Raw genomic sequence first — 24,960 nt, 5'->3', positions numbered from 1 at the left:
GTGTTTGAGTGATTGCTCAATACCTAAAGTTGAGTGATCACTCAAACGTGAGGTCGCGCGCATCACATACCGCATGACGAAAAAGCCCTGCGCACAGATGTGACGCAGGGCAGCACTCGTAAAGATGGGATAAAGGGGGCGGGAAACCCGCCCTCCCTCGTTTAGTCATACAGTGATGGCAACCAGAGCGAGATGCCTGGGATATAAGTGACCAAGAGCAGAGCAACCAAAATAGCCAGATAGAATGGCCAGATTGATTTAAGCGCCTCTTCCATCTTGATCCGCCCAACGGCACAGCCCACAAACAGGCATGTCCCAACAGGTGGCGTACACAGGCCGAGACCGAGGTTGATCAGCATCATAATACCGAACTGGATCGGGTCCATGCCAAGACCAACCGCAATTGGCAGGAAGATCGGCGTACAGATCAGGATCAACGCGGCCATGTCCATGATCATCCCGAGGATCAACAAAATCACGTTGATCATCAACAAGATCACAATCGGATTGTCCGAGATCGACACCAACAGGTAGCTCAGCTTCGACGGCACTTGATAGAGCGCCAACAGGTAGGCAAACGAGCTGGCAAAGGCGATCAGGATCATCACCATCGCTGTGGTACGCACGGCGCCCATAACGGCGAGTTTGAACGAAGCCCAGCTCAAGCTGCGGTAATAGAGGGTTGTCAAAAGCACCGCATAGAGCGCCCCGAACGCGCCGGACTCGGTGACGGTAAACACACCTGAGAGCGTGCCGCCAACGATGATCACAGCCGTCATAAAGCCTGGAATAGCATCGGCAGAAGCAGCCGCCACAGCACGCCAACCAGGGAACGGCTCGGAAGGGTAGTTGTGCTTGATCGACAGGATATAGGCCGCAATTGCCAAGCTCACGCACATCAGAATGCCCGGGATCACACCTGCGAGGAACAGTTTGGACACCGAAATGCCCCCACCCGCGGCCACAGCAAAAATGATCATGTTATGGCTTGGCGGGATCACGATGCCCGCAATGGATGAGGTCACAGTGACGTTGACCGCGAAATCAGGGCGATACCCGCGCTCTTTCATCACAGGAACCAAGAGCGATCCGAGGGCCGAAATATCCGCAACAGCAGAGCCGGAAATCCCCCCGAACAACATGCTGGAGAAGATATTGACCATCGCCAATCCCCCCTTCAGGTGCCCGACCAAAGCGGAGGCCAATTTGACCAACCGCGAGGCAATGCCCCCGTGCAGCATGATCTCACCTGCAAAGACAAAGAACGGAATCGCGAGCAAGGAAAACACCGTGACACCTGCTGTCGCGCGTTGGAACGTGATGAGCATTGGAAAGCCCTCGAACCAAAACGCGGAGGCCGCAGCAATACCCATAGCAAAGGCGACCGGAAATCCGATCACAACGCCGACGCCAAAAACGCCGAGCAAAATGGCCAATCCCATATCAGTTTTCCTTATATGCGTCAGTGGGCGACCACGCCCCGAATTTCAAGATGCGGACGAGTGCGCGGGTTCCGGAGAACAACAGGATCAGAGCGCCACACGAGGTGATCGCCAAGGTCCGGAAGCTTTCAGGAATGTCGAGCATTGGCAGCAAGGTTGCCCAACCAAACTTCATCAACGAGATACCCGCAATCAACATCACTGCGCCAAAAATGGCCAAGGCAATATCGATGAAAATCATAATCACCTTTTGAGGACCAAAGGGTAACATGTCACGAAACAGGGTCACACCGATGTGGGTGTCTTCCTTGACCCCCGCAGCGGCACCCAGAAAGGCGATATAACAGATTAGCAAGAGCGCGAGCTGTTCAACCCACGTCGGCGTGACGTTGAGAACATAGCGCCCGAAGACGAGCCACCCGAAGGTGACAATCAGAACAACGAGAGAGACGGAAGCGATCACAAGACACGTAGCGCGAATGAAATCTAACGCCCGTTCAAGAAACGCAAGGAATGGGGATGTATGCGACATCAGAACCTCCGCATAGCGATGGAGCGAACCGTATGAGACCCAAAAGGCCCGCCTGCACCAAGTCAAACGGGCCCCTTAGACATCAACGCCGGATTAGTCCGCGTTGCGGATCATGTTGACCAGATCGGTCAGGTCAGGATTGTCGGCGAGAAAGCTCTCGTAGACAGGTGCCATAGCGGCCTGAAACGGTGCTTTGTCAGCGATCTTGTTGACGACAGTACCACCAGCTTGAACTGTTGCCATACTTGCAGCTTCACGCTCGGCCCAAAGCTCACGCTGGAGAAGCGCACTCTTGTGACCTGCATCCTTGAGGATTTCCTGCTGCTCTGGGGTCAGTTTTTCCCAAGTTTTCAGGCTCATGCAGAGGCACTCGGGAATGATCAGGTGCTCGGTCAGAGAGTAGTATTTCGCAACTTCATAGTGGTTGGTGGACTCATAGGATGGCGGGTTGTTTTCCGCACCGTCCACAACACCGGTTTTGATCGACTGATAAACCTCGGCGAAGGCCATCGGTGTCGCGTTCCCGTCCATGGATTCAACCATTTTGACGAAGAGATCGTTGCTCATCACGCGAACTTTAAGACCTTCGACATCGGCGGGCGTGTTGATCGGGCGCACCGAGTTGTAGAAGGAACGCGCACCGGCGTCATACCAACCGAGAGGAACGATGCCTTTGGCTTTCATGCCTTCGCCGATGGCTTCACCGACTTCGCCGTCCATCAATTCGTACATCTGCGGGATGCTTTTGAAGATGAAGGGCAAGGAGACCACGTTGGTCTCTGGGATCGACTGCCCCATTGGCCCGAGGCTGAATTCACCAAAGTCGATCACGCCGAGGCGGATCTGTTCGATGGCGTCAGGCTGGCTGCCCAAAACGCCGTTGTGATAGGTCTTGCCTGTCACTTCGCCGTTGGTGCGCTCGGCGACGTCCGCCATAAAGGAATCCATTGCGATGGACACGGGGTATTCCTCGACGTGGATGTTCCACCCACGCAGCTCGACGGCACCTGCCGCCGTTGCGGCTGTCCCGACGAACACGGCACCCAATGCCGCTTTTTTAAATCCATTTAGAAAACTCATAGTGATCCTCCCTGATCAATTTGACTGCATCCATAGCGCGCCGCACCCGTGAGGCTCTCCCCTTGGCTCGACTCATGGCCTGCGACTAATACTAGTATACCAGTGAATCTGGGCTGTCAAAAACTTGTAGCCAAAAGCGGGCGATTTCCTCCGATAATTCAGACAACACATTGAAAGTAATGGGATTCTTTTTAGCGCCTTGGAGCAACGCGCCCGACACAGGCAACGCCGCCACTTATGCGCCCAAGCGGAATTGGTGGATATCAGGGCGACATAGCTCCGCCGGAAAGCACGCATAAAGCGCGCCCCCTAACCTAGCCTCTTCCCACTAAAATTGGTCGAAATGTAAGCTGACGTCAGGCTTCGAAGTAATTGCTATGCTGTTTGGTGATGGCTTCAATCGTGTCGTCGAGCCGCGCCAAATGCGCCATGCCGACCTCGACCGCGCCCTCGGCATCTCCCGCTTTGACCTTCTCGGCAATTGCCTCATGATCCGCCAGCAACATGGGCATTCTGTCCTGCTTGGACAGGCCTAACAAACACAGGCGGTCGACTTTGGCCTTCTCCGCCGAAATCACATCAAAGGCGAAAGGCACTTCCGCGATTTCACAAAGGGCGCGATGGAATTCATAATCCAATTTGCCAAACGCGCCATGATCCAAGGCCGCAACAGCCGCACGCTGTTGGTCCAGACAGGCATCAAGCAATTCACCGTCAGCAACACCGCACTCACGCGCCGCGCGACGCAGCACCTCAGCCTCGACAGCGGAGCGGATAAATCGTGTCTTCTTAATAGCTTGCAGAGAAAACCGTCTCACCTCGGTCGCCTTTTGGCGGCGAATGAGCAGCAGATCGAGATTTTCGAGACGGCTAAAAGCATCCCGAACAGGTTGGCGCGACACGCCAAAACGGGCCGCGACATCGGCCTCGGACAACTTGGTGCCGGGCAGCAAGCGCAGAGACGCAATCTCATCATAAAGATGGTCAAAAATGATATCCACATTCGTGCGACTATCACGGGACTGAGTAATCTGATCCATGCTTCGTGTCTCCTCGTTGGCCCGTTCATAGCCCAATACTGTTCTGGCGGCTAGTTCTCGAACGGGATCATTTTACGCCACAAATGGACGACTTCAACCTTGACGACCTGTGACCTACGCCACACCCTTTTCAGGCCAGTCCTACATCCAAATTTCGCTTCAAACTTACCTTAGGGAACCGTCACTGGTTGCCAGAAGAGGGCAGAAATTTCTGGCATCCCAGTTTAATTACTAGTATACCAGTTTGAGAAAAGAAACGATTCTATGGTCCATGACCGTAATATCCCATGATGACGAGGCGATTTACGACCACAACTTGCGGTTCATCCCTACATTGTCCGCGTCCTAATACCCGTCCTGCGCCCCTATGTCCAAGGTGGCGATTGTGACCCAGTCATCTCACCGCCGCTGCCCAAACAATCACGGTGTCGGCCCAACGCTTTCGACGTCACAAGGGCGTCTGACCACATAGATTTAGGAGAATACGTATGAACCTTCAGGGTAAAACAGCCATCGTAACGGGCGCAGGCCGTGACATCGGGCGCGCATGCGCTATGCGACTGGCCCAAGAGGGCGCAAACGTTGCCCTCAACTATTTCTCGAGCAGCGAAGGCGCTGACAGTGCCGTCGCCGAGATCACAGCCGCAGGCGGAAAAGCCTTCGCACTTCAGGGCGATCTCAACACCCAAGAGGGCGCAGAGGCCTTGGTCGCCAAAGCCGTTGCCGAATTTGGCGGCGTCGACATTCTGGTCAACAACACGGGCGGCTTGATCGCCCGCAAAACCATCGCGGAGATGTCGCTTGAGCATTGGAATGCGGTGATGGACCTCAACCTTACAAGCACGTTCTTGATGGTCAAAGCCTGCCTGCCCCACCTCAAAAGCGGTGCCATCGTCAACCTTGCGAGCCAAGCAGGCCGTGATGGCGGCGGCGGCGGCGCTGTGGCCTATGCCACATCCAAAGGGGCCGTGATGACCATGACACGCGGCCTTGCCAAGGAGCTTGGCCCCGATGTGCGCGTCAATGCGATCTGCCCTGGTATGATCGACACCGATTTCCACAACGTCTTTACCAAGCCTGAAGTGCGCAAGATCGTTGAGGGTGCAACCCCGCTCAAACGCCAAGGCACTCCAATGGATATTGCAAATCTGGTCACCTATCTGGCCAGCGATCAATCCGCGTTCATCACAGGCGCGAATGTCGATATCAACGGCGGCATGTTGTTCAGCTAAACGAAATCCGGCGCGTTAAGGCGCGCCGGAGTCTCACCCTAAGGTCAGTGACTTCAACGTATTACAGAAAATCGTCACGCCGTGGGGTGAAACAATCCACCAAAGTGCCCGGCTCCAGACAAACACAGCCATGCACGGCCTCACTCGGGATTACAAAGCTATCGCCCGGACCGACATCGGTCACTTCGTCCCCCACCGTAAACCGGAACCGTCCGCTTTCGACAAAGGTCGATTGAACATGGGGATGGTGATGCAATGCACCTTCGGCCCCCACAGCCCCGAACCGAAAAGCCACAACCATCAACTCGGGGTGATCGGCCAAAACCTGTCGAGTGACGTCTTCGCCAGTTTTAACGACGGGAAATTTGCTCATCTTAAAGTCTCCATGTGCTGATCCAATGCTATCGAATCTTGTATACTAGTATTAAATTGATCGTAAAAGGCGCTTTGCTGTCTCTTGCTTTTCCACCGCCACACCACGGATAGGATATCTCATGCCAAACCCACGCCCCGCCGCAGACATCCCTCTCGACCCGAATACGTTGCCCCGCCTCAAGGAGATCAGCACCGCAACCATTGCGACCCTGCTCTACAAAAAGGGGTTCAAGAGCTGTTACATCCAAGGCGTCTCACCGTTGGCCGCTGATGGTCCGCGTATGGTCGGTCCTGCCTTTACCCTGCGCTACATTGCGGCGCGTGAGGACACCGATCCGATTGAGGCCTTTCGTGAACCCGATCACCCGCAGCGTGTCGCGATTGAGACCTGCCCTGCGGGTCATGTGTTGGTCATGGATTGCCGCCAAGACGCAACGGCGGCCTCAGCAGGCTCTATTCTACTGACGCGCCTGCACGTGCGCGGCGGCGCGGGCGTTGTCACCGACGGCGGCATTCGTGATGCAGCGGGAGCCGCCAAATTGGAGATGCCCGTCTTTGCGGCCAAACCCTCCGCCCCCACCAACCTGACCAAACATCACGCCATCGACATTGACGTGCCCATTAGCTGTGGCGGTGTCGCGGTCTATCCGGGAGACATCATCGTGGGCGATGCGGATGGAACGATGGTCATCCCACGCCACCTCGCCGATGACATCGCCGAAGAAGGCGCTCCGATGGAACTGTTCGAGGATTTTGTTTTGGAAGAAATCCTGCGCGGCGTTGCGGTTATCGGGCTTTACCCGCCAACCGACCCGGATACGCTCGTTCGGTTCGAGGCATGGAAAGCCGCAACCTCACGCGGCTGACTTTGGCTGGCTCTCGTCAAAAGACAACGACCTCATCCCTCGCGGGATAGATCGTCACTCATGCGCGAGTTCCAACGCGAAATCGGCCACATCGGCCAGAGACGTTCCAATGCGATGCGGCTCGACGCCGAGTTGATCAAGTGGAAGGCCATAGCGGTTGAGCCATATCGTGCGATAACCGAACCACGTCGCCCCGCAAATGTCCCAACAGTTCGATGAGACAAACAGGATATCACGGGCCGCACAGTCAAACGTATCTGGCCCCATTTGATAGGCCTCAGGGGCGGTTTTGAACTTTTTGACACGATCAACGCTCAACACATGGTCAAAGAATCCCGACAGGCCCGATGCGCTCACTGCCTGCTCCAACATCCACGGAGTGCCGTTTGACAGGATCGATAAGGGCACGCCCGCCTCTTTCAGGCGCGTCAGTTCACGAGCATTCTCGGGAAAGGCCGTCAGCTCGGCATAGGCCCCCATCAACCGCGCCCGCGCAGGTTCATCAAGCGTCAGCCCCAAGGCCGCACAACCATAGACAAGCGCGTCCTCAGTGACCTGCCAGAAGTCCGCGTATTGATCGCATAAGGTGCGCAGGCGGGTGTATTCGATCTGCTTGTCGCGCCAGATCGTCGCCAATTGCGCTCCCTTTGCGGGGAATATTTCCTCGGCCAAGGCCCCGACAGAATAGACATCGAACAGCGTCCCGTAGGCGTCGAATGCGATGGCTTTGAGCGGCATGACGTTTCCTTTCACGTGAGGCGTAAGACGAGCCTAACAGACGGACTGCCGCCAAGACCAGACGCTATGCTATCGTTGCGCGCGCTGCCAGTCGGGCGCGATCCACGGCGTAGACTCGTCGCGCGGCAGTGGCGCTTTGCCAAGGATATGATCCGCCGCCTTTTCCCCCGTCATAATCGAGGGGGCGTTCAGGTTGCCATTGGTGATCTGCGGAAAGATCGAACTGTCCGCCACCCGCAGCCCTGCCACGCCAATGACACGGCATTCAGGATCGACCACGGCCATCGGGTCGTCCACCGCACCCATGCGACAGGTACCACAGGGGTGATAGGCGCTCTCGACGTGTTCACGAATGAACTCATCAAGCGCCTCATCCGTTTGCACCTGCTCCCCCGGTTGGATCTCATGGCCCCGAAATGGCGCAAAGGCATCTTGGCCGAAAATCTCGCGGGTCAGACGGATACAGGTGCGAAAATCGCTCCAGTCCTCCGGGTGCGACATGTAGTTGAATGTGATGTTGGGAGCCTCATCAGGATCACGTGAGGCAAGTGTCACCGCACCGCGTGATTTCGAGCGCATCGGGCCAACGTGAGCTTGGTAGCCGTGGCCCTCGGCGGCGGCTTTGCCATCGTAGCGCACAGCAATGGGCAGGAAGTGATACTGCATATCGGGATACTCAACGCCCGCTTTGGAACGGATAAAGGCCGTGCTTTCGAACTGGTTTGACGCACCGATGCCCGTGCGGGTGAACAGCCATTGCGCCCCGACCCACGCCTTGCCCAACAGGTTCCAGTATTTGAACAGCGACACAGGTTTGGTTGCGGCCTGTTGGATGTAGAGTTCAAGGTGATCTTGCAGGTTCTGCCCGACCCCTTGGCGATCCGCGACCACCTCAATCCCGTGTTCCATCAGGTGCGCGGCGGGGCCAATGCCCGAGAGCATCAACAACTTGGGCGAATTAATCGACGAGGCCGAGACGATCACTTCGGCATCCGCGCGGATCACCTCGACCTTACCTTTGCGCGTCACCTCAACGCCCGTGGCGCGACCATTTTCAATGACGATCTTACGCGCCAAGGCCCGCACAATCGTCACGTTGCCTGTGGCCAAAGCCGGTTTGAGATAGGCTTTATAGGACGACCACCGCTCGCCTTTGTAAATCGTCGCATCGAAGGGACCAAAGCCCTCTTGTTGTGCGCCGTTATAATCGGGCGTTTTGGGGTAGCCCGCCTGCACGCCAGCCTCGACAAAGGCGGTGACGAGCGGGTTGTCGCGCTTGCCGCGTGAGACATGCAACGGGCCGTCGTGGCCGCGCCACTCAGGATCACCACCGTGGCCGCCATCATCCCAGTTTTCCATGCGTTTATAATAGGGCAGCACATCAGCATAGGCCCACCCTTGCGCCCCCATTTCGGCCCACGTGTCAAAGTCACGCGCATGACCGCGCACATAGACCATACCGTTGATCGACGACGAGCCGCCCAAGACCTTGCCGCGCGGAGTCGCCAAACGACGCCCGCCCAGATGCGGCTCGGGCGCACTTTCAAATCCCCAGTCATAGCGCTTCATCCCCATCGGATAGGACAGCGCACCTGGCATTTGGATGAACGGCCCCGCATCGGTGCCGCCATGCTCGATGACGATGACCTTTTTGCCTGCCTCAGAGAGACGATAAGCGATGGCGCAGCCCGCAGAGCCTGCGCCGATGATGATGTAATCAGCGTGCATGATCGCTCCTTTAGAACGCGGCTTCGGTGTCGTTCATTCCGACATAGACGGTCTTGATCTGGCTATAATGCTCAATCGCGGCTTTGGAGTTTTCACGACCGACACCCGAGGCTTTCACGCCCCCGAAGGGGGCTTCCACAGGGGTGAGATTGTAGGCGTTGATATAACAGGTGCCCGCCTCAAATGCAGCCGCCACACGGTGCCCACGGGTAAGATCAGAGGTAAAGACCCCAGCCGCCAGTCCAAACTCGGTGTCATTGGCGCGGGCGATGGCCTCGGCCTCATCGCTGAACCGCAGCACCGACATCACAGGGCCGAAAATCTCTTCGCGGGCGATGGTCATCTCGTCCGTGACATCGGCAAATAGCGTGGGCTCGATGTAAAATCCCTTGCCCTCAATCACCTTGCCACCTTTGACCAGACGCGCCCCTTCGTCTTGGCCAATCTGGATGTATTTGGCGACAATCGCGCGTTGTTTATCGGAGACCATCGGACCAACGGTGGTGGCCTCATCCATCGGATCACCGATCACCGCGCCGTCCATGCGCTCCGCGACGCGGGCGACAAATTGGTCGTAGATCGCGTCTTGGACAAACACCCGAGTTCCGTTGGAGCAAATCTGTCCCGTGGAGTAGAAATTGCCGTTGATTGCGGCGGAAACAGCATTCTCTAAATGCGCATCATCAAACACCACGATGGGGGATTTGCCGCCCAACTCCATCGTCACATGGCGGATACCCTCAGCAGCAGCGGCGTAGACCTTGCGACCCGTGGGCACAGAGCCTGTGAGCGAGACTTTGTCGACGCGCGGATCTGTGACGAGTGACGCGCCAACCGCGCCGTAACCTTGAACCACGTTGAACAGGCCCGCAGGCGCGCCAGCCTCAATGAGGATTTCCGCGAGTTTGAGCGCCGAGAGCGGCGTCATTTCGGAGGGTTTGAACACCATTGCGTTGCCGCAGGCCAACGCGGGCGCCGCTTTCCAACTGGCGATCTGAATGGGGTAGTTCCATGCGCCGATGCCGACACAAACGCCCAAGGGCTCGCGGCGTGTGTAGACGAAATCACCGCCCGCAATCGGGATATGTTCGCCCGTCAAAGTTCCCGCCAATCCGCCGAAATACTCAAGCGCATCCGCGCCAGAGGCGGCATCGGCCACGAGCGTTTCGGACAAAGGTTTACCCGTATCGTGCGTTTCGATCTCGGACAGAGCGCGGTTACGCTCACGCATGATGTCTGCCGCCTTGCGCAACACCCGCCCGCGCTCAGAGCCCGACAGCGCCGCCCAAGCGACTTGGGCCGCTTTCGCGCTGTCCAAAGCTTCCTCAATGATGGAGGGCGTAGCGGCGTGCAAAGTGGCAATCACCGCACCAGTGTGCGGGTAAATCACCTCGATGATCTCTCCTGCGGTATCTTCGACGTAGTGGCCGTTGATGAAATGACTGGCGGTGGGTTGATAGGTCGGTGTCATATTTACTCCTGCGGTCCCGCGAGGGGAGCCATGGGGTCAGGGTCGACGCTTTCGGTTGAAAGGTCGTCATTTTCGTGAACTTCGGTGCATTCGGCGGCGATCGCCCGCAGCACATGTTGCGAGCCTTCCGAGCCGTCGAGATCAATGGGCGGGGCTTCACTCCCGCGGATTGTGGGCGTGTCGAGGGCATAGCGAAGATACAGCCCGTCGATCAGACCCGCGATACGGCGGGCCACATCGGGGGCAAGCTCTCCCACCTTTGGCCGCAACGCATAGACAAGGTTGGAATGCAGGCGGCGCTGATAGACATAAAGCAACCGCCGCGCAGGCTCGGAACGCAGCGACAGGGCGTAGAAATTGACCCACGCCGAAATGGCTTCGCGGCGAAAGCTCGTCATGCCAAAACTGGCCAGTGCGATAGCCTCAAGACGTTGATCTGACGTTTTCGCACCTTTGAGGGCCTGACGCACATCGGCGCTATATTCGCTCAGGATCGAGCGCATCGCGGCGAGCAATAGCCCCTCTTTGTCGTGAAAGTAATGAAACGCCAATCCCGGAGAAACGCCTGCACTTTTGGCGATTTGACTCGTCGTCACATTAAGCGTGCCAGTCGTGCCGATTTCACGGATCGTGGCCGCGATAAGCTCGGCACGGCGTTCTTTTTCTGATTTGCGTGACATCTGCGCTCTCGCGTTTGGCTGTTGCTTTTCTCAAATATGGCATTATTAATTGACTCGTCAATCAATAACATTTTGCCTTCATCACGCTCACCTCAAAAGGGGACCCTATGAAACTTGTTCTTACGACATCCGCTCTCGCGCTATGCGCCGCTTCGGCAATGGCTGATTGTTCCACCGTCACATTTTCCGACGTAGGCTGGACCGACATCACCGCCACCACAGCCGTCACCACAACAGTGATCGAAGCCTTGGGCTACGAGACCGAAACCCGCGTTTTGTCCGTGCCTGTGACCTACGTTTCCCTTGCTGAAGGTGATGTTGATGTCTTCTTGGGCAACTGGATGCCAACGATGGAAGCGGATATTGCGCCCTACCATGAGGATGGCACAGTAGACTCGGTTCGCGCAAACCTTGAAGGCGCGAAATACACCCTTGCCACCAACGCCGCAGGGGCCGCACTTGGCATCACCGATTTCGCCTCCATCGCCGCCCACGCCGATGCGCTAGACGAGACGATCTACGGCATCGAACCAGGCAATGACGGCAACCGCCTGATCCTTGACATGATCGAAGCAAATGCCTTTGACCTCAAAGACTTCGACATCAAAGAAAGCTCCGAGCAAGGCATGCTGTCCCAAGTGGCCCGCCTGTCGAAAAAGGACGAGCCAATCGTTTTCCTCGGCTGGGCACCACATCCCATGAACGCCAATTTCGACATCACCTACTTGGCTGGTGGCGATGAATGGTTTGGCCCCGACTATGGCGGTGCGACCGTTCACACCAACACCCGTGCAGGCTATGTCACCGAATGCCCCAATGTTGGTGCTTTGCTCAAAAACCTCGAATTCTCCCTTGAAATGGAGAACGAAATCATGGGCGCGATCCTTGATGACGGTGTAGAGGCAACGGACGCGGCCAAAGCATGGCTCGCAGCGAACCCGACCGTTCTGGACGCATGGCTCGACGGCGTGACCACGATGGATGGCGGCGACGCCTTGCCCGCGGTTAAAACTGCACTCGGCCTCTAAATTCGGCTATTAAGATATCGGGCCCTGCGAGACTCGCGGGGCCCTCACTTTTTAAAATTGCGCTCAAGAAGGAGCCCCCAGTGGACTGGCTGACGTCTCATAAGATCCCCGTTGGCGCGGTTGCGAGCACCATATTCGAATGGATTCGCGATCATGCAGAGGGAGGCCTTGACCTGTTGTCCGTCGTGTTGGAGGCGATGATCAACGCCTTTCTATGGGTTCTCCAGACCCCTCACCCGCTCTTCATCATTGCCGCCTTTGTCGCCCTGACGTGGGTGGTGCAGCGCAGTTGGAAAACCTGCGCTTTGGTGAGCTTGGGCTTTTTATTCATCCTCAACCAAGACTACTGGGAAGAGACCACCGAAAGTCTCACCCTCGTTATTTCGGCCTGTGTCGTCTGTATGTCCGTGGGCGTTCCCATCGGCATCGCGGCGGCCCACCGCCCGCGTCTTTATGCGGTGATGCGCCCAGTTCTTGACCTGATGCAGACGCTGCCGACCTTTGTTTATCTGATCCCTGCGATTGTCTTTTTCGGGATCGGCATGGTGCCCGGATTGATTGCCACGGTGATTTTCGTCCTGCCCGCCCCCATCCGCCTCACACAGCTTGGCGTCGCCTCTACGCCCGAGCGGTTGACTGAAGCCGTTCGCGCCTTTGGCGGCACCAACCGCGATGTGTTGATCAAAGCCGAATTGCCCTACGCCCTGCCGCAGATCATGGCGGGCCTCAACCAGACGATCATGCTCGCCCTGTCGATGGTCGTGATCGCCGCCCTTGTCGGCGCGGACGGCCTTGGCGTGCCAGTTGTGCGCGCCCTGAACCAAGTCAACACCGCGCTCGGGTTTGAAAGCGGCATGGTGATCGTTGTGGTCGCCATCGTGCTTGATCGCATGTTGAACTGGGGGAAAGACACATGAGCACCGCCGTCAAAATCGAAAATGTCTCCATCGTGTTTGGCGATGCGCCAACCACCGCCCTACCCCTTATGGACGAAGGATTGGATCGCACCGAAGTGCAGGAAAAATGCGGTCAGGTCTTGGGTGTCCACGATTGTTCGCTCGACGTGAACGAGGGGGAAATCCTCGTGTTGATGGGCCTGTCGGGATCGGGGAAATCAACGCTGCTGCGAGCCGTGAACGGCCTCACGCCTGTGGTGCGCGGTGCGGTGCATGTGCGCGAGGGCGACACGCTCGTCAACGTCACCGAGGCCTCCCCCACCGACCTGCGCCGTATCCGCCGCGAACGCGTGGCAATGGTGTTTCAACAGTTCGGTCTTTTGCCGTGGCGCAGCGTGGCCGAAAACGTCGGTCTTGGCCTTGAGCTTGGCGGCATGGGCAAAGCACAGCGCCGCAAGGTCGTGTTGGAACAGCTTGATCTCGTTGGGCTTTCTGAATGGGCCGACAATAAGGTCAGCGAGTTATCGGGCGGAATGCAACAGCGTGTCGGCCTTGCCCGCGCCTTTGCCACCGAAGCGCCGATCCTGTTGATGGACGAACCGTTTTCGGCCCTTGACCCGCTCATCCGCACCAAGTTGCAAGACGAGCTTCTGGAGCTGCAAGAGCGCCTCAAACGCACGATTATCTTTGTCAGTCACGACCTCGACGAAGCGTTCAAACTCGGCAACCGCATCGCGATTATGGACGGCGGGCGCATCGTGCAATGCGACACCCCCAATGGCATCGCCAACAATCCCGTCGACGCCTATGTCGCTGAGTTTGTCGCCCACTCCAACCCGCTAACGTTTTTGCGGGCGGGCGATGTGATGACGACATCAGCGCTTGCGGGTGAGATCGAAGTAGATGAAAACACCCCCGTTCTGGAGTTCGCCACACAGCTGACCACCAACACCGCTCCGATCATCGTAACCCGTAACGGTGCGCCGATTGGTGTGGTGACATCGGACTCGTTGCTGCAAAAACTGGTCGCGCAATAGGGCGAAGAGCGCCCGCATGGCACTGAACAATCACGCACAAATTGGGCCACGAAATGACGTGACGCGCTCTTGAATACCTGCGCGGATCGGTAGACAGTTGAGCTTTAGTCACGATGGACAATTTGAGATATGCGGGCATTACACACAGCCGACTGGCACATTGGCCAAACGCTTAACGGGTGGTCGCGCGAGGCGGAACATGCCGCCTTTCTGGCGGCCATCGGCACCCTGTTGGAGGCCGAAGAGATCGACCTTTTGCTCATTGCGGGAGACGTGTTCGACAACACAAACCCCTCGGGTGAAAGCCAACGGATGCTCTATACCGCCTTGGCCGATTTCAAACGTCGCCGTCCCAACCTGACAATCATCATGTCAGGTGGAAACCATGACCCCGCGCTGCGGTTGGAAGCCCCTGCCGACCTGATCAAAGGCTTCGACATCCATGCGGTCGGCACCGTGCAACGCACAGATGGCAAGATTGACATAGACAGCCACCTCATTGCCGTCCTCGCCCCTGACGGCACTCCCGCCGCCTATGTCCTCGCTGTGCCGTTTCTACGTGCCGCTGACCTGACGGGGCTTACGTTTTCGGACAGCGAGAATGGCCTCTCCGTGGTTGAGGCCGCCCGTGTCTTCTACGCCGACCTCACTAAAGCGGCCGAAGCGAGGATTGGTGACCTGCCTCTCATCGCAACCAGTCATTTGCATTGTATCGGCGGGATGGAAAGCGAAGGGGCCGAGCGGCGCATTTTGATCGGCGGTGCCCATGCGGTGCCGCCCGACATTTTCCCGCCGCGGATCGACTACGTCGCGCTTGGCCACCTGCATGGCCCGCAATATCTGGACGGTGGGCGGGTGCGCTATAGTGGCAGCTGTTTTCCACTCTCCGCTTCTGAAATTCGCTACAACCACGGGGTGACAATCCTCGACATCAACGGACGTGAAATCACCACCACACACCGCGACATTCCATGGCCCGCCCCTGTGCTGCGCCTGCCCAAAGCGGGCACCACCACACTAGACGGGTTGGCCGCTGCCCTTGCAGAGCTCGACAACACCGCGCCGGTCGACTTGCGCCCCCTCGTCTATGTCGAACTGGAGGCCGAGGACGCGGCCTCTGTCGTGATGGGCAAGGCCGAAGACCTCCTTCGCGCAGCACCCGTGCGCCCCGCAGGCATCCGCATTCACCGCCCTGTCCAAGACGGCGAGACACACACGCCTGCGCCCACCGTCTCCCTAAAAGAGACCGATCCCGAAACCCTGTTTTGCAAGGCCTTTGAGGCGCAAAACGGGTTTGCTCCCGAAGAGCGGCATCTTGCGGCCTTTCGCGATGTGGCGGGAGGGATTTAACCGTGCAAATCCTCACCATTCGCGGCCAAAACATCGCCAGCCTGGCCAAACCGTTCGAGATCCGCCTCGACCGAGACCCGCTGCGATCAGCGGGATTATTTGCCATCACGGGCGAAACGGGAGCGGGCAAATCGAGCCTTCTCGACGCCATGTGCCTTGCGCTATACGCCAACTGTCCCCGCCTGTCCGGCGATGGCACCCGCGAAACGGTTGCCGATATCGATGGGCACGCGCTCCGCTCAAATGACCCGCGCATGGCATTGCGGCGAGGCGCGGCTATGGGCTACGCCGAGGTGACATTTCAGGCCAATGATGGCGCGATCTACACGGCCGCGTGGCAGGCGCGCCGCGCCCGTGAAAAGATCGACGGACGATTGCAATCCGTCGATCGCAGCCTGTTACGCGTTGCCGACAATCAAGTCATCGAGACGCAATCATCGCGCGTGAATGACAAGATCGTGGAGCTAACCGGCCTGACCTACGACGAGTTTCGCCGCACGGTTCTTTTGGCGCAGGGCGACTTTGACGCCTTTCTCGGTGCGAAAACCGACGAACGCGCCGCAATCCTCGAAAAGGTCACGGGAACAGGCATTTACCGCGACATTTCACGGCGGATATTCGAGCGCCATCGCGAGGTGAACTCCGCACTAAAAACGCTTGAAACACGGCGCGGCGAGCATCAACTGCTCACGCCCGAGGCTCGTGAAACCCTAACCAGCTCCATCACTGATCTACGCGCCGCGCAGACCAAGGCCGCCACGGAATTGGCCGCCATGCAGGCCGATCTGGACCGCTACAAAACCATCGAAACCGCCAAACACCACCTGACCGCCGCCACACTGCGCGTGACACAGGCCAAAGAAAATCTCGACGCTTTGGCGGAGGATCAAAACTGGCTGACAGAATGGGAGGGAGCCCAAGAGTTGCGCAGCGAAGTGCGCGCCCTGACGGAAGCCAACAGTGCCGTGGAAGAGGCCGAGGTTGAAAGCCGCAGACTCACAACAGAACGCACTGCCCACCAAGAGTCCGCGACAGACGCTCAAAATCGTCTAAACCGCGCCAAAGAGGATCGCGACAAAGCCGAGGCAGCGTTCAAGACCTTTGGTCCCGATTGGGACCGCGCCGCCCGTCTCGACAGTCAGATCATGACGGCCGCAGACGAACACAAACGCGCCCTCACCTCTCTGGACCAAAGCAAAGCGCAGAAAGAGGTTTGCCTCAAAGAGCGCGACGGTTTGGTAGCGCAGGTCGCCACTCTCACCCAGACCATCGACGATCTGACGCGGCAAAGAGATGCCACGCTTGGCCACGACACGCTCCTGTCCGACTGGACGATGATTGAAGACCGCCTAGAGAGGCGCATCGCACAGCTGGTTCTGGCAACCGACTCCGCTACCGAGGCGACGCGCCTCACGGCCACCATCGCATCAGACACCGAAACGCGCGCCAAGCGCCGCGCCGAGATCGACGCGGCAACCGACGCGATCAAAGCGGCGCGCACAGTTCAAGACGCGATAAAGGGCGAGCGGGATCAATTGAATGCCTCCGACCCGTCAGCGCAGCTCAACCGCCTTGGTCAGGCGCTCATCGGTTTGCGGGCTTTACGCCAGATCGCGCGGGATATGCGCGAGGCCGATACCGCCTTGGCCACATCTCAAAAAAAGCGTGAGGCGGCCGAGGCGCGCCTGTCCAATCTAAAACAAACTGCCGAACGCGCCCGCGAACGCCAAAAACAGGCCGAGCATCGGATCGCCGCCCTGCGCTCTCCTGTCCAATCGGCAGAGGCGGCCGTGTCGCAGGAAGCCGCCCATCTGCGCCAACATCTTGTTGAGGGCGAACCCTGTCCCGTGTGCCAATCCACCGCCCACCCTGTCATGAAAAATGCGGCTCTGGCACATTTGGCCAAAGAGCTGCGCGATCAGCTTGAAACCGCACAAACCGCCTTCGATCAGGCTCGGAACGACGTCGCCAAAGCCACAAATAAAATCGCCGTTGAAGCGGATATTATCGACGCAGAAACGGCCAAAGCCTCCGCTCTCACCGCTCAAATAGTCGAGTTAGAAACAACATTCACATCACCCCGTAATGATTTGATTAAAAACAATTTCACCAAAGTCATTTCTGACGATCCGCGCGTGGACGACACTCAATTTGATGCGATTGGCGAACAGCTCTCAACGCTGCGCCGCCAACTGGAGGCCGACCAAGAACGGCTTGAAACGCTCAACCGAGATTACCAAAACGCCGCTGAAACGATTGAACAGCGGACCGCGCAGATCGCGACATGGGAAGAGCACATCCGCACCATCGACAGCGCGATTGAGACAACACAAAAAACGATCTCTGCGCTTGAACAAAAAGCACAAACGGCACGCGACACCGTCGCCGCCATTGATCTACGCCTTGCCCCCGTTTTGGCCCCCACTGAGTTGCGAGCCGAGATGTTTGATGCGCAAGCCGCCCCGCGCCTTGAGGCCTTGCGCGAGACTGTATTTACCCTCAGATCGACGCAACAGAAGATTGATGAGGCCAATGCGAAACGCGCCGAAATCGACGCAGCACGGGCCACATCCGAGGCGGCATTAAAGAGTGCAACACGCTCCCGTGCGCAGGCCGAAACGGTCGAAAAAGAGCGCGCAGACGCACTGCATGAGTTGCGCGACCAACGCCAGAAGTTACTCGGCGGAGAAGATACCAATACGCACCGCACACGGCACAACAACTGGCGCACGGCCGCACATAATGAGGTCGATGCAGCACAGGCAAACGCAAGCGAGAAAACCGCCACCCTCGCCGCACTGACCAGTGCGCTCAAGGCAGCACAGGCAGCAAAGGCCAGCGCCACCCAAAAGGCGCAAGATGCCAAAACCGCACTGTCTGAGGCCTGTACCGCAGCCAAGCTGCACCTTGATCGTGTGCTAGAACTTCATGGGGCCGAGGCTCAAAAGGTGCAAAGCATCCGCGCCGCCATAAAAGCCGCACAGGCGGAATATACCGCAGCCGAGGGCGCTCAAAAGGAGCGGGCCACGGAATACGAAGCCCTGATTGCCAAGGGCGTGCCCGCGCAGAGCAAAGACACCCTCACAACCACCAAAGCCGAGATCGAGGCCAAGGTGGGCGAGCGCGGCGAAACGCTGGGTCGCCTCTCCCAACAGTTAGAGGCGGATGCGCAGGCCGCAAAGACATTGTCAGGCTTGGAGGCCGAAATCGACGCCGCCCGCAAAACCGCGGAGACATGGGCCGCAGTCAATGACGCGGTGGGTGCGGCCAAAGGAGACAAGTTCGCCCAGATCGCGCAGGCCGTCACCCTAGCGTTGCTTGTGGAGCGGGCGAACCTGCACCTTGACGATCTCAAGCCCCGCTATCAATTGCGCGTCGCCTCTAGTGACCTTGCGCTACATATCATCGACCGTGACATGGCGGGCGATGCACGCCCCACGCGGCTGCTGTCGGGCGGCGAGCGTTTTCTTGTTTCATTGGCCTTGGCCTTGGCCCTCTCGGGGATGGGCAACCGCGGCATGATGGCTGGTACGCTGTTTATAGACGAGGGGTTTGGCTCTCTGGACGCCGACAGTTTGGACCTTGCCATAGACGCGCTCGAACGGCTTCAGGCACAAGGACGCACCATAGGCGTCATCAGCCATGTGCAAGCTATGAAAGATCGCATTCCCGTGCAACTGCAAGTCACCAAAACAGGCGGTGGAGCCAGTGAGGTGACGCTCGCCCTGCGCTAAGGGCTCGGCACGCCCGTCACCTTGGTCTTGATTACTGACGATCCGAAGCTTCCTCCATCTCTTCTGCACAGGCAATTTGACGGGATCGCGAACCGAAGATATCCGCCAAGACACTCAACCCCGGACTGATCGCAAACCCCGCGCCGAGCGAAGGATCAACCTCGATGTGAATGCCCGCTTCTGCGTCATGGCCTGCGGGATCATCACCATTGCTGGGCATATCGTCGCCCTCATGCAATCCGCGCACCGTCTTTGAATCGGTGATATGCACTTCGATCGGGCCTGACTGTTTGATAGAGATATGCTTGCCATCGAAATCATCCGCGACAACGCGCACAGGCAATCGGTAACAGTCGCCATCAAGGTTGATCAACACCGTGTCCTTCCCATCCACATCGTTCAATTTAAGCAAAGACACCTCGCGTGGTGTGGGGATTGAAATGACCGCTAATGGCGCGTCTTCGTCCTCTGCCGCCTCTTCTGCGATAAGGCTTTGAGCAGGTAAGGTGAGCAAGGCGGCGATCAGGCCAAAACTTGCATAGGTCGTGGGCACGAGGCCCTGTGCGATACGTGTCATGATCTATCCTTTCCTATCTTTCGGATGTTACGTTCGGGCGGCAGCAATGCTGCCTCATCACGCCCTGCGCCCGACAGGCCCAAGATGCGTGAGGCCAAAGGCGGTCTCGGACTTCAGCCCATAGCCCAACGCACGGTCGACACCGATATGGACGAGCCAAACGCAGGCAATGGGGAGAATTTCAGGGACTGCCCAAATGCCCAATGCGGCCAAACTAACGGGAACGACATAGGTATGGGCCACATTGTAAAGGCGCGCACCGACCTTTGGACCGAGGACATAGCCAAGCATGGCGAGATCGGGCGCAAGCGCAAAAAGGGCGAACATCAGCCAACTGTCGGACAGCGCGAGATAACCTGCGAGACCCACGGCGCACGCTGCGACCCCTTCCAGGCGCAGGAGAACGACAACAGGGCGGTCAATGGTCTGGGGCATGTCAGGGCTCCTTGAAATTTGACGATGCCCTGTTTTGCACGCTCTTCTCGGTAAACGTAATTGTCTATATTTCAATAAATGATATACGTAAATTTATGAGCAAGGGAATTGATTGGGCGCTCTGGCGCAGTTTTCTCGCAGTGGCAGACACGGGCAGCCTATCGGCGGCAGCGCGTCGGCTTGGCCTGACCCAACCCACCATCGGGCGACATATCGACATGCTTGAAGCCGCTGTGGGTCAGACCTTGTTCCTGCGCACGGCACAGGGACTGGCGGTCACGCAGACCGCCGCCGCTCTGGTGCCCGAAGCACAGGCGATGCAACTGACCGCCGAAAGCCTCACGCGACGGGCCTCAAGCGCCCCTGAGGCGGGCGTGGGCACGGTGCGGATCGCGGCGAGCCATGTGGTCGGGTCCGAGGTTCTGCCGCTTGCGCTCTCACCGCTGCTTGCCTCTCACCCCGGTTTGGTTGTGGAACTGGCCCTGTCCAACACCAGCGCCGACATTTTGCGGCGCGAGGCCGATCTGGCGATCCGCATGGTGCGTCCCTCTCAGGGCAGCCTCGTCGCCCGCAAGTTGGGGCCTGTGCCGCTCGGCCTGTTCGCACTGCGCAGCTATCTTGACCGCGTTGGGCGGCCGGAATGCATTGCGGACTTGAGAACACGAGTATTGATCGGGCCCGACACAGATCAAGCCGCCCTTGCAGGCTTTGGCATTTTTGGGGAAGCACTCGGACGGCAGCACCTTCGTTTGCGCACTGACAGCGAGGCGGCCCAGATCGCCAGTATACGGGCGGGGCTTGGCATCGGTCCGTTGCAGGCAGGGATCGCGGCACGGGATCAAAGCCTTGAGGCGGTTCTGCCCGAAGACGTCCACTGGACCCTTGAAGCATGGCTTGTGCTGCATGACGACCTGCGCAGATTGCCGATGGTGCGTCTGGTGGCGGGCCACCTGTCGGCAATTCTTCCAACCCTGCTGCGCACGGGACAGATGCCGAGCGATACCGACAAAGCCGCGATCCACCAAATCTAATCCAATACTGACCACAAAACGCAAAAGATGCGCAGCAATCGCCGCGCATCTTTCCAACTCTTTCGCAGGTCTTAGAGTTGACCGATAGACCAGAAGAAGGTCTCGCCAGAGCTATCATCAACACCGTCGTTGTCTGTGCTGACCCAAGCGGTGCCATCGTCAAAGATGGCCAATCCTTCGACCTTATCAACAACATAACCGTTGTTCGATTTCAGGTCGGGGATCAAATCGCGCACAGCCTCTTTGGTGACAACAGGCAATTCAGAGCCAAGAGCCGCAGGCACCATTTGATCGGCAGGAATACGATAGACCATCTTGATCTTGGCTGCTTCGCCAATCTGGTTGTCACGCTCGACCACATAGACAAACCCGTCATGCGCTACGATTTCGGACAGACCAACCCATCCCGTATCTGGCGACGCCTTGGGGTAAAGCACTGCGCCCCATTCTTTGCTCTCAAGGCTATAGGCAACCAGTTTGACGTGATTTTCAGGATCGTCGCCCCATTCGCGCTGAACCGCCATCCACAGCGTATTACCGATCAGGGTGACACCCTCAAAGCCGAAGCGCTTCTCGACCGCAAGCAACTCTGCGGGCAGCGCGACTTCCTCGGTGATCTCGCCCATGCTGTTCACATGGTACAACCCGTGCGGCACCATACGGTCAGTGCGCCCTTCGGATGCCACCCAGAAACCGCCTTCGCCGTCCCGTGTGATACCTTCCATGTCCAGTTTTTGCGCCGCATGACCACCACGTGTGACGGGCAAAGCGGACGTAATCTGTGCGGGCTGAACGTTCGTGTCGATGGCAAAGATCGTAGGCTGATAGCCATAAAAGCTGTCGTTGACCGCGTAGACCATGCCGTCATCACCCGCGACCATGCCTGAGATTGCGCCCCATCCGATCAACTGGTCTGCACCAGCCGATGTCAGTTGTGGATAGCTGGCAGGTGCATCTTGGTATTCGTAGATCATCACATGGCTGCGCACGCCGCCATCTTCGACCAGATCTGCCTCGTTCGCGGTGACGAACAAGCCGCGTGACGGGATCGCGATAGCACCTTCGGGAGCAATACCGGAGGGCAGCATCTGTTTGAGAACGGGCGCGCTCGGATCGGTCACATCATAGACGCCGACCATTGACGCGCGCTCGGCCAGAATGAACACATATGGCGTGCCATTGAAGGTCGCAAACTCCATGCCTTCGGGCTCTGCGCCTTTGGCGTCGGAGCGTTTGTCGGGATAGTGACCCGACTGGATGATCGCATATTCAAAGCTGTTGCCTGCCTCGAACACTTCGCTGCCGTCCTTATTGAAAATGGTCCACCCACGGGCGCCACCATCCATATCGCCTTCGTTGGCAATTGCGAAGTGGTCCCCGTCGATCCATTGCACCCCGTCAGGTTCGCGCAGGCGACCCATTTGGGACTCGTTGAAAACCAACGCAGCACGCTCGTCTGTGGCATCAATCCCGTCCAGATCGACGGCTCCCGCAGAGAAGTGATTGAGGATATCGCCGTCTTTATTCAGCACAACGATGTGGTTGTTTTCCTGCAAGGTCACAACGATTTCGCCCGCCGCATTCACATCAACGAATTCTGGTTCGGGATCTTCGGGAGAGATGTCCGCCAAGCCTGTGACGTCGACTTTAACCATGCTGTCACATACCGGCAGACCGTCCGCAATCTCCAATGTCACGACATAGCCCGCGGGCAACTGCCCTGTGCGCCCGTCGCCTGCATCCTCGTCACGCTCGTTCTCAATCGCGATGGTGATGAAGCTACCATCGGGCGCGATGGCGGTGCTATCGGGCTGACCACCCAGATCGCATGAGGCGACCTCTGACATGCTCTTGATGTCATAGGCCTTCAACATGCCCGATGGTGCGGTATAGCTCTCGGAGGTGTTCACACCCACCATAGCAACGTCACCCCAAATCGAAACCGCAGTCGGTTCGCCGCCCACGTTGATATTTCCTTTGGCGGCAGGAGCCGTGGGGTCTGTGATGTCAATAAAGCCGACCACGCCCAAAGGGCTGTCGGAATATGCCAACGTCATACCATCGGCGGAGGCGCTGATGATTTCCGAAGAGGATTCAGCGCTCGGATCGACGTTATTTGCGAAGGTCGCAAAGCTGCTGCTCCTGTTGAAATTCATCTCCGCGGTGGCTGATGTGGCCGCAATTGCGATCACGGATGTCATGCTAAGTAGCTTTACCGACATTATTTGAGTCCCTCAGTGTTGTACTTTCGCGGACCCTATGCCTTGAGCAGTGATGGTTTTGTGACAGTTCTATTATGGCTTTGTGACACGGTGCGTTAATCGACACGCGTGCCCAGACAACGAAAAAGGCGCGGCGGATTTAATGTCCGCCGCGCCTGAGGGTCAGGTCATTTGTCCTGATTTTGAGCGATGGTGCGTTCGTCTTCTTTCAGCTCAAGCCACATCGCGTTCATCACGGCGAAAATGGCGGCCAACGGCAGACCAAGTATCCATGCGAAATACCACATTAGATGTCCTTTCTTTAATAAACAGAGTGGGAGTTTTCAGAGACGTCGGCCTCGGTGACCTTGCCCCAAAGCACTTTGTAGACCCAAGCGGTGTACATCAGGATCAGCGGCATAAAGATCACGGTGGCCACCAACATCACGAACAATGTCAGATGCGACGAGGAGCTATTCCAGACCGTCAGAGACGATTGCGGATCACTCGACGAGGGCATGATGAACGGGAACATTGTCAGCCCGACCGAGGAGATAACGCCGAAGATCGCCATTTTGGAAAACAGCAATGTCGAGACTTCGCGACCCGCCCGCAGGCCGAAGAAGGTCAGGATACCCCCGAGGAAGGCCATGATTGGCGCAATCGTGATCCATGGGCGCTCACCATAGGCCGACAACCAACTGGCGCTGCGTTCAACGTCAAAGTGCAGCGGATTGGAGGGGCCGTTCGTGACGTAGTCGCCCACGATGCGGTAACCTTCGATCCCGACAGCGAGCCAGACACCGGCCAAGGCATAAGCGCCCATAGCCACCAGTGCGGCGACCGATCCAATAGCGCGCGCACGCAATTGCACCGCACCTTCGGCCTTCAGCGTCAGCCACGCCGCGCCATGCATCAACAACATCGACAAGGACACGACACCCGCAAGGATCGAGAAGGGATCAAGCAAGCCGATGAACTTCATATACCACGCCCCCTCATAGATGGTGTGTAGGTCGTCGGTGAAGTGGAAGGGCACCCCTTGGATCACGTTGCCAACGGCCACACCAAAGAGCAGCGCAGGCACAGCACCGCTGATGCACAGCGACCAGTCCCACGCGGCCCGCCAACGCGCATCGTCACGCTTGGAGCGGTATTTGAAGGCCACAGGGCGCACAATGAAGGCGGCCAGGATGACAAACATCGCGAGGTAGAACCCCGAGAAGCTCACCGCATACAGCGGCGGCCAGGCGGCAAAGATCGCCCCGCCGCCAAGGATAAACCAGACTTGGTTGCCTTCCCAAACGGGGCCGACCGTGTTGATCGCCACGCGGCGTTCGCTATCGGTTTTACCGACGAAGGGAAGCAAGGCCCCGACGCCCATGTCAAACCCGTCGGTCAGCGCGAAGCCGATCAACAGGACGCCGAGCAGACCCCACCAGATCACGCGCAGCAGTTCATAACTCATAAGTTCATGCAAAATCATG

General features: G+C 57.9%; 22 protein-coding genes. 8 read left to right on the top strand and 14 right to left on the bottom strand.

Annotated features, from left to right (window positions below):
• Window positions 1-161: 161 nt before the first annotated feature.
• The 4 genes from ACN0TS_RS14085 to ACN0TS_RS14070 all read right to left on the bottom strand — a co-directional run bounded on the left by ACN0TS_RS14085 (window position 162) and on the right by ACN0TS_RS14070 (window position 4,094).
• Window positions 162-1,442 (bottom strand): TRAP transporter large permease, encoded by a 1,281-nt coding sequence (locus ACN0TS_RS14085; protein WP_417260002.1) that lies wholly within the window; start codon window positions 1,440-1,442, stop codon window positions 162-164.
• Window position 1,443: 1 nt separating this feature from the next.
• A complete protein-coding gene (locus tag ACN0TS_RS14080) occupies window positions 1,444-1,974 on the bottom strand; it encodes a TRAP transporter small permease (protein WP_417260001.1) in 531 nt (176 codons plus the stop codon).
• Window positions 1,975-2,067: 93 nt separating this feature from the next.
• Window positions 2,068-3,054: a TRAP transporter substrate-binding protein gene (locus ACN0TS_RS14075; protein ID WP_417260000.1), complete on the bottom strand. Its 987-nt coding sequence runs from the start codon at window positions 3,052-3,054 to the stop codon at window positions 2,068-2,070.
• 356 nt (window positions 3,055-3,410) lie between these two features.
• The gene (locus tag ACN0TS_RS14070) at window positions 3,411-4,094 is read right to left on the bottom strand and encodes a GntR family transcriptional regulator (protein ID WP_417259999.1); all 684 of its coding nucleotides are present in this window, start codon (window positions 4,092-4,094) and stop codon (window positions 3,411-3,413) included.
• Window positions 4,095-4,582: 488 nt separating this feature from the next.
• On the opposite strand from ACN0TS_RS14070, the gene ACN0TS_RS14065 reads away from it, so the two are divergent.
• Window positions 4,583-5,326 carry an SDR family NAD(P)-dependent oxidoreductase gene (locus ACN0TS_RS14065; protein WP_417259998.1) on the top strand — a complete coding sequence of 248 codons (744 nt, stop codon included), beginning with the start codon at window positions 4,583-4,585 and terminating at the stop codon, window positions 5,324-5,326.
• Window positions 5,327-5,387: 61 nt separating this feature from the next.
• On the opposite strand, the gene ACN0TS_RS14060 is transcribed toward ACN0TS_RS14065, so the two are convergent.
• Window positions 5,388-5,699 carry a cupin domain-containing protein gene (locus tag ACN0TS_RS14060; protein WP_417259997.1) on the bottom strand — a complete coding sequence of 104 codons (312 nt, stop codon included), beginning with the start codon at window positions 5,697-5,699 and terminating at the stop codon, window positions 5,388-5,390.
• Between the two features lie 121 nt (window positions 5,700-5,820).
• On the opposite strand from ACN0TS_RS14060, the gene ACN0TS_RS14055 reads away from it, so the two are divergent.
• Window positions 5,821-6,567 (top strand): ribonuclease activity regulator RraA, encoded by a 747-nt coding sequence (locus ACN0TS_RS14055; RefSeq protein ID WP_417259996.1) that lies wholly within the window; start codon window positions 5,821-5,823, stop codon window positions 6,565-6,567.
• 54 nt (window positions 6,568-6,621) lie between these two features.
• On the opposite strand, the gene ACN0TS_RS14050 is transcribed toward ACN0TS_RS14055, so the two are convergent.
• The 4 genes from ACN0TS_RS14050 to betI all read right to left on the bottom strand — a co-directional run bounded on the left by ACN0TS_RS14050 (window position 6,622) and on the right by betI (window position 11,184).
• Window positions 6,622-7,305, bottom strand: a complete 684-nt coding sequence (locus tag ACN0TS_RS14050; protein WP_417259995.1) for a haloacid dehalogenase type II — start codon at window positions 7,303-7,305, stop codon at window positions 6,622-6,624.
• A 69-nt stretch (window positions 7,306-7,374) separates the two neighbouring features.
• The gene (gene betA, locus ACN0TS_RS14045; protein WP_417259994.1) at window positions 7,375-9,033 is read right to left on the bottom strand and encodes a choline dehydrogenase; all 1,659 of its coding nucleotides are present in this window, start codon (window positions 9,031-9,033) and stop codon (window positions 7,375-7,377) included.
• Window positions 9,034-9,043: 10 nt separating this feature from the next.
• Window positions 9,044-10,504, bottom strand: a complete 1,461-nt coding sequence (gene betB, locus ACN0TS_RS14040) for a betaine-aldehyde dehydrogenase (protein ID WP_417259993.1) — start codon at window positions 10,502-10,504, stop codon at window positions 9,044-9,046.
• A gap of 2 nt (window positions 10,505-10,506) precedes the next feature.
• Window positions 10,507-11,184: a transcriptional regulator BetI gene (gene betI / locus ACN0TS_RS14035; RefSeq protein ID WP_417259992.1), complete on the bottom strand. Its 678-nt coding sequence runs from the start codon at window positions 11,182-11,184 to the stop codon at window positions 10,507-10,509.
• A gap of 107 nt (window positions 11,185-11,291) precedes the next feature.
• Between betI and choX the strand changes: the two genes are divergently transcribed.
• From choX to ACN0TS_RS14010, 5 genes are all read left to right on the top strand, one after another.
• A complete protein-coding gene (gene choX, locus ACN0TS_RS14030; RefSeq protein ID WP_417259991.1) occupies window positions 11,292-12,212 on the top strand; it encodes a choline ABC transporter substrate-binding protein in 921 nt (306 codons plus the stop codon).
• An 80-nt stretch (window positions 12,213-12,292) separates the two neighbouring features.
• On the top strand, window positions 12,293-13,129 hold the full coding sequence (choW, locus tag ACN0TS_RS14025; protein ID WP_417259990.1) for a choline ABC transporter permease subunit: 837 nt from the start codon (window positions 12,293-12,295) through the stop codon (window positions 13,127-13,129).
• Window positions 13,126-14,145 carry a choline ABC transporter ATP-binding protein gene (gene choV, locus ACN0TS_RS14020; RefSeq protein ID WP_417259989.1) on the top strand — a complete coding sequence of 340 codons (1,020 nt, stop codon included), beginning with the start codon at window positions 13,126-13,128 and terminating at the stop codon, window positions 14,143-14,145. The genes choW and choV overlap by 4 nt, the downstream gene beginning before the upstream one ends.
• A gap of 129 nt (window positions 14,146-14,274) precedes the next feature.
• A complete protein-coding gene (locus ACN0TS_RS14015; RefSeq protein WP_417259988.1) occupies window positions 14,275-15,495 on the top strand; it encodes an exonuclease SbcCD subunit D in 1,221 nt (406 codons plus the stop codon).
• 2 nt (window positions 15,496-15,497) lie between these two features.
• Window positions 15,498-19,229, top strand: a complete 3,732-nt coding sequence (locus tag ACN0TS_RS14010) for an AAA family ATPase (RefSeq protein ID WP_417259987.1) — start codon at window positions 15,498-15,500, stop codon at window positions 19,227-19,229.
• A 31-nt stretch (window positions 19,230-19,260) separates the two neighbouring features.
• Here the strand turns inward: ACN0TS_RS14010 and ACN0TS_RS14005 are convergent, their stop codons facing one another.
• The gene (locus ACN0TS_RS14005) at window positions 19,261-19,806 is read right to left on the bottom strand and encodes a hypothetical protein (RefSeq protein ID WP_417259986.1); all 546 of its coding nucleotides are present in this window, start codon (window positions 19,804-19,806) and stop codon (window positions 19,261-19,263) included.
• A 57-nt stretch (window positions 19,807-19,863) separates the two neighbouring features.
• Window positions 19,864-20,241 carry a DUF4260 domain-containing protein gene (locus ACN0TS_RS14000; protein ID WP_417259985.1) on the bottom strand — a complete coding sequence of 126 codons (378 nt, stop codon included), beginning with the start codon at window positions 20,239-20,241 and terminating at the stop codon, window positions 19,864-19,866.
• Window positions 20,242-20,336: 95 nt separating this feature from the next.
• Between ACN0TS_RS14000 and ACN0TS_RS13995 the strand changes: the two genes are divergently transcribed.
• Complete coding sequence (locus ACN0TS_RS13995) at window positions 20,337-21,272, top strand: LysR family transcriptional regulator (RefSeq protein ID WP_417259984.1); 936 nt, start codon at window positions 20,337-20,339, stop codon at window positions 21,270-21,272.
• Between the two features lie 71 nt (window positions 21,273-21,343).
• Here ACN0TS_RS13995 and ACN0TS_RS13990 read toward each other — a convergent pair whose 3' ends face one another.
• The 3 genes from ACN0TS_RS13990 to cydB form a co-directional block, all read right to left on the bottom strand.
• Complete coding sequence (locus tag ACN0TS_RS13990; protein ID WP_417259983.1) at window positions 21,344-23,494, bottom strand: esterase-like activity of phytase family protein; 2,151 nt, start codon at window positions 23,492-23,494, stop codon at window positions 21,344-21,346.
• A gap of 167 nt (window positions 23,495-23,661) precedes the next feature.
• Window positions 23,662-23,781, bottom strand: coding sequence for a cytochrome bd-I oxidase subunit CydX (gene cydX / locus ACN0TS_RS13985; RefSeq protein WP_417259982.1), 120 nt, complete (start codon window positions 23,779-23,781; stop codon window positions 23,662-23,664).
• A gap of 14 nt (window positions 23,782-23,795) precedes the next feature.
• The gene (gene cydB / locus ACN0TS_RS13980) at window positions 23,796-24,959 is read right to left on the bottom strand and encodes a cytochrome d ubiquinol oxidase subunit II (protein ID WP_417259981.1); all 1,164 of its coding nucleotides are present in this window, start codon (window positions 24,957-24,959) and stop codon (window positions 23,796-23,798) included.
• Between the last annotated feature and the right edge of the window lies 1 nt (window position 24,960).

Origin of the sequence: Celeribacter sp. (assembly GCF_048266405.1) — a bacterium.
Classification (GTDB): Bacteria; Pseudomonadota; Alphaproteobacteria; order Rhodobacterales; family Rhodobacteraceae; genus Celeribacter.
This window is presented reverse-complemented; position numbering and strand designations above follow the sequence as displayed.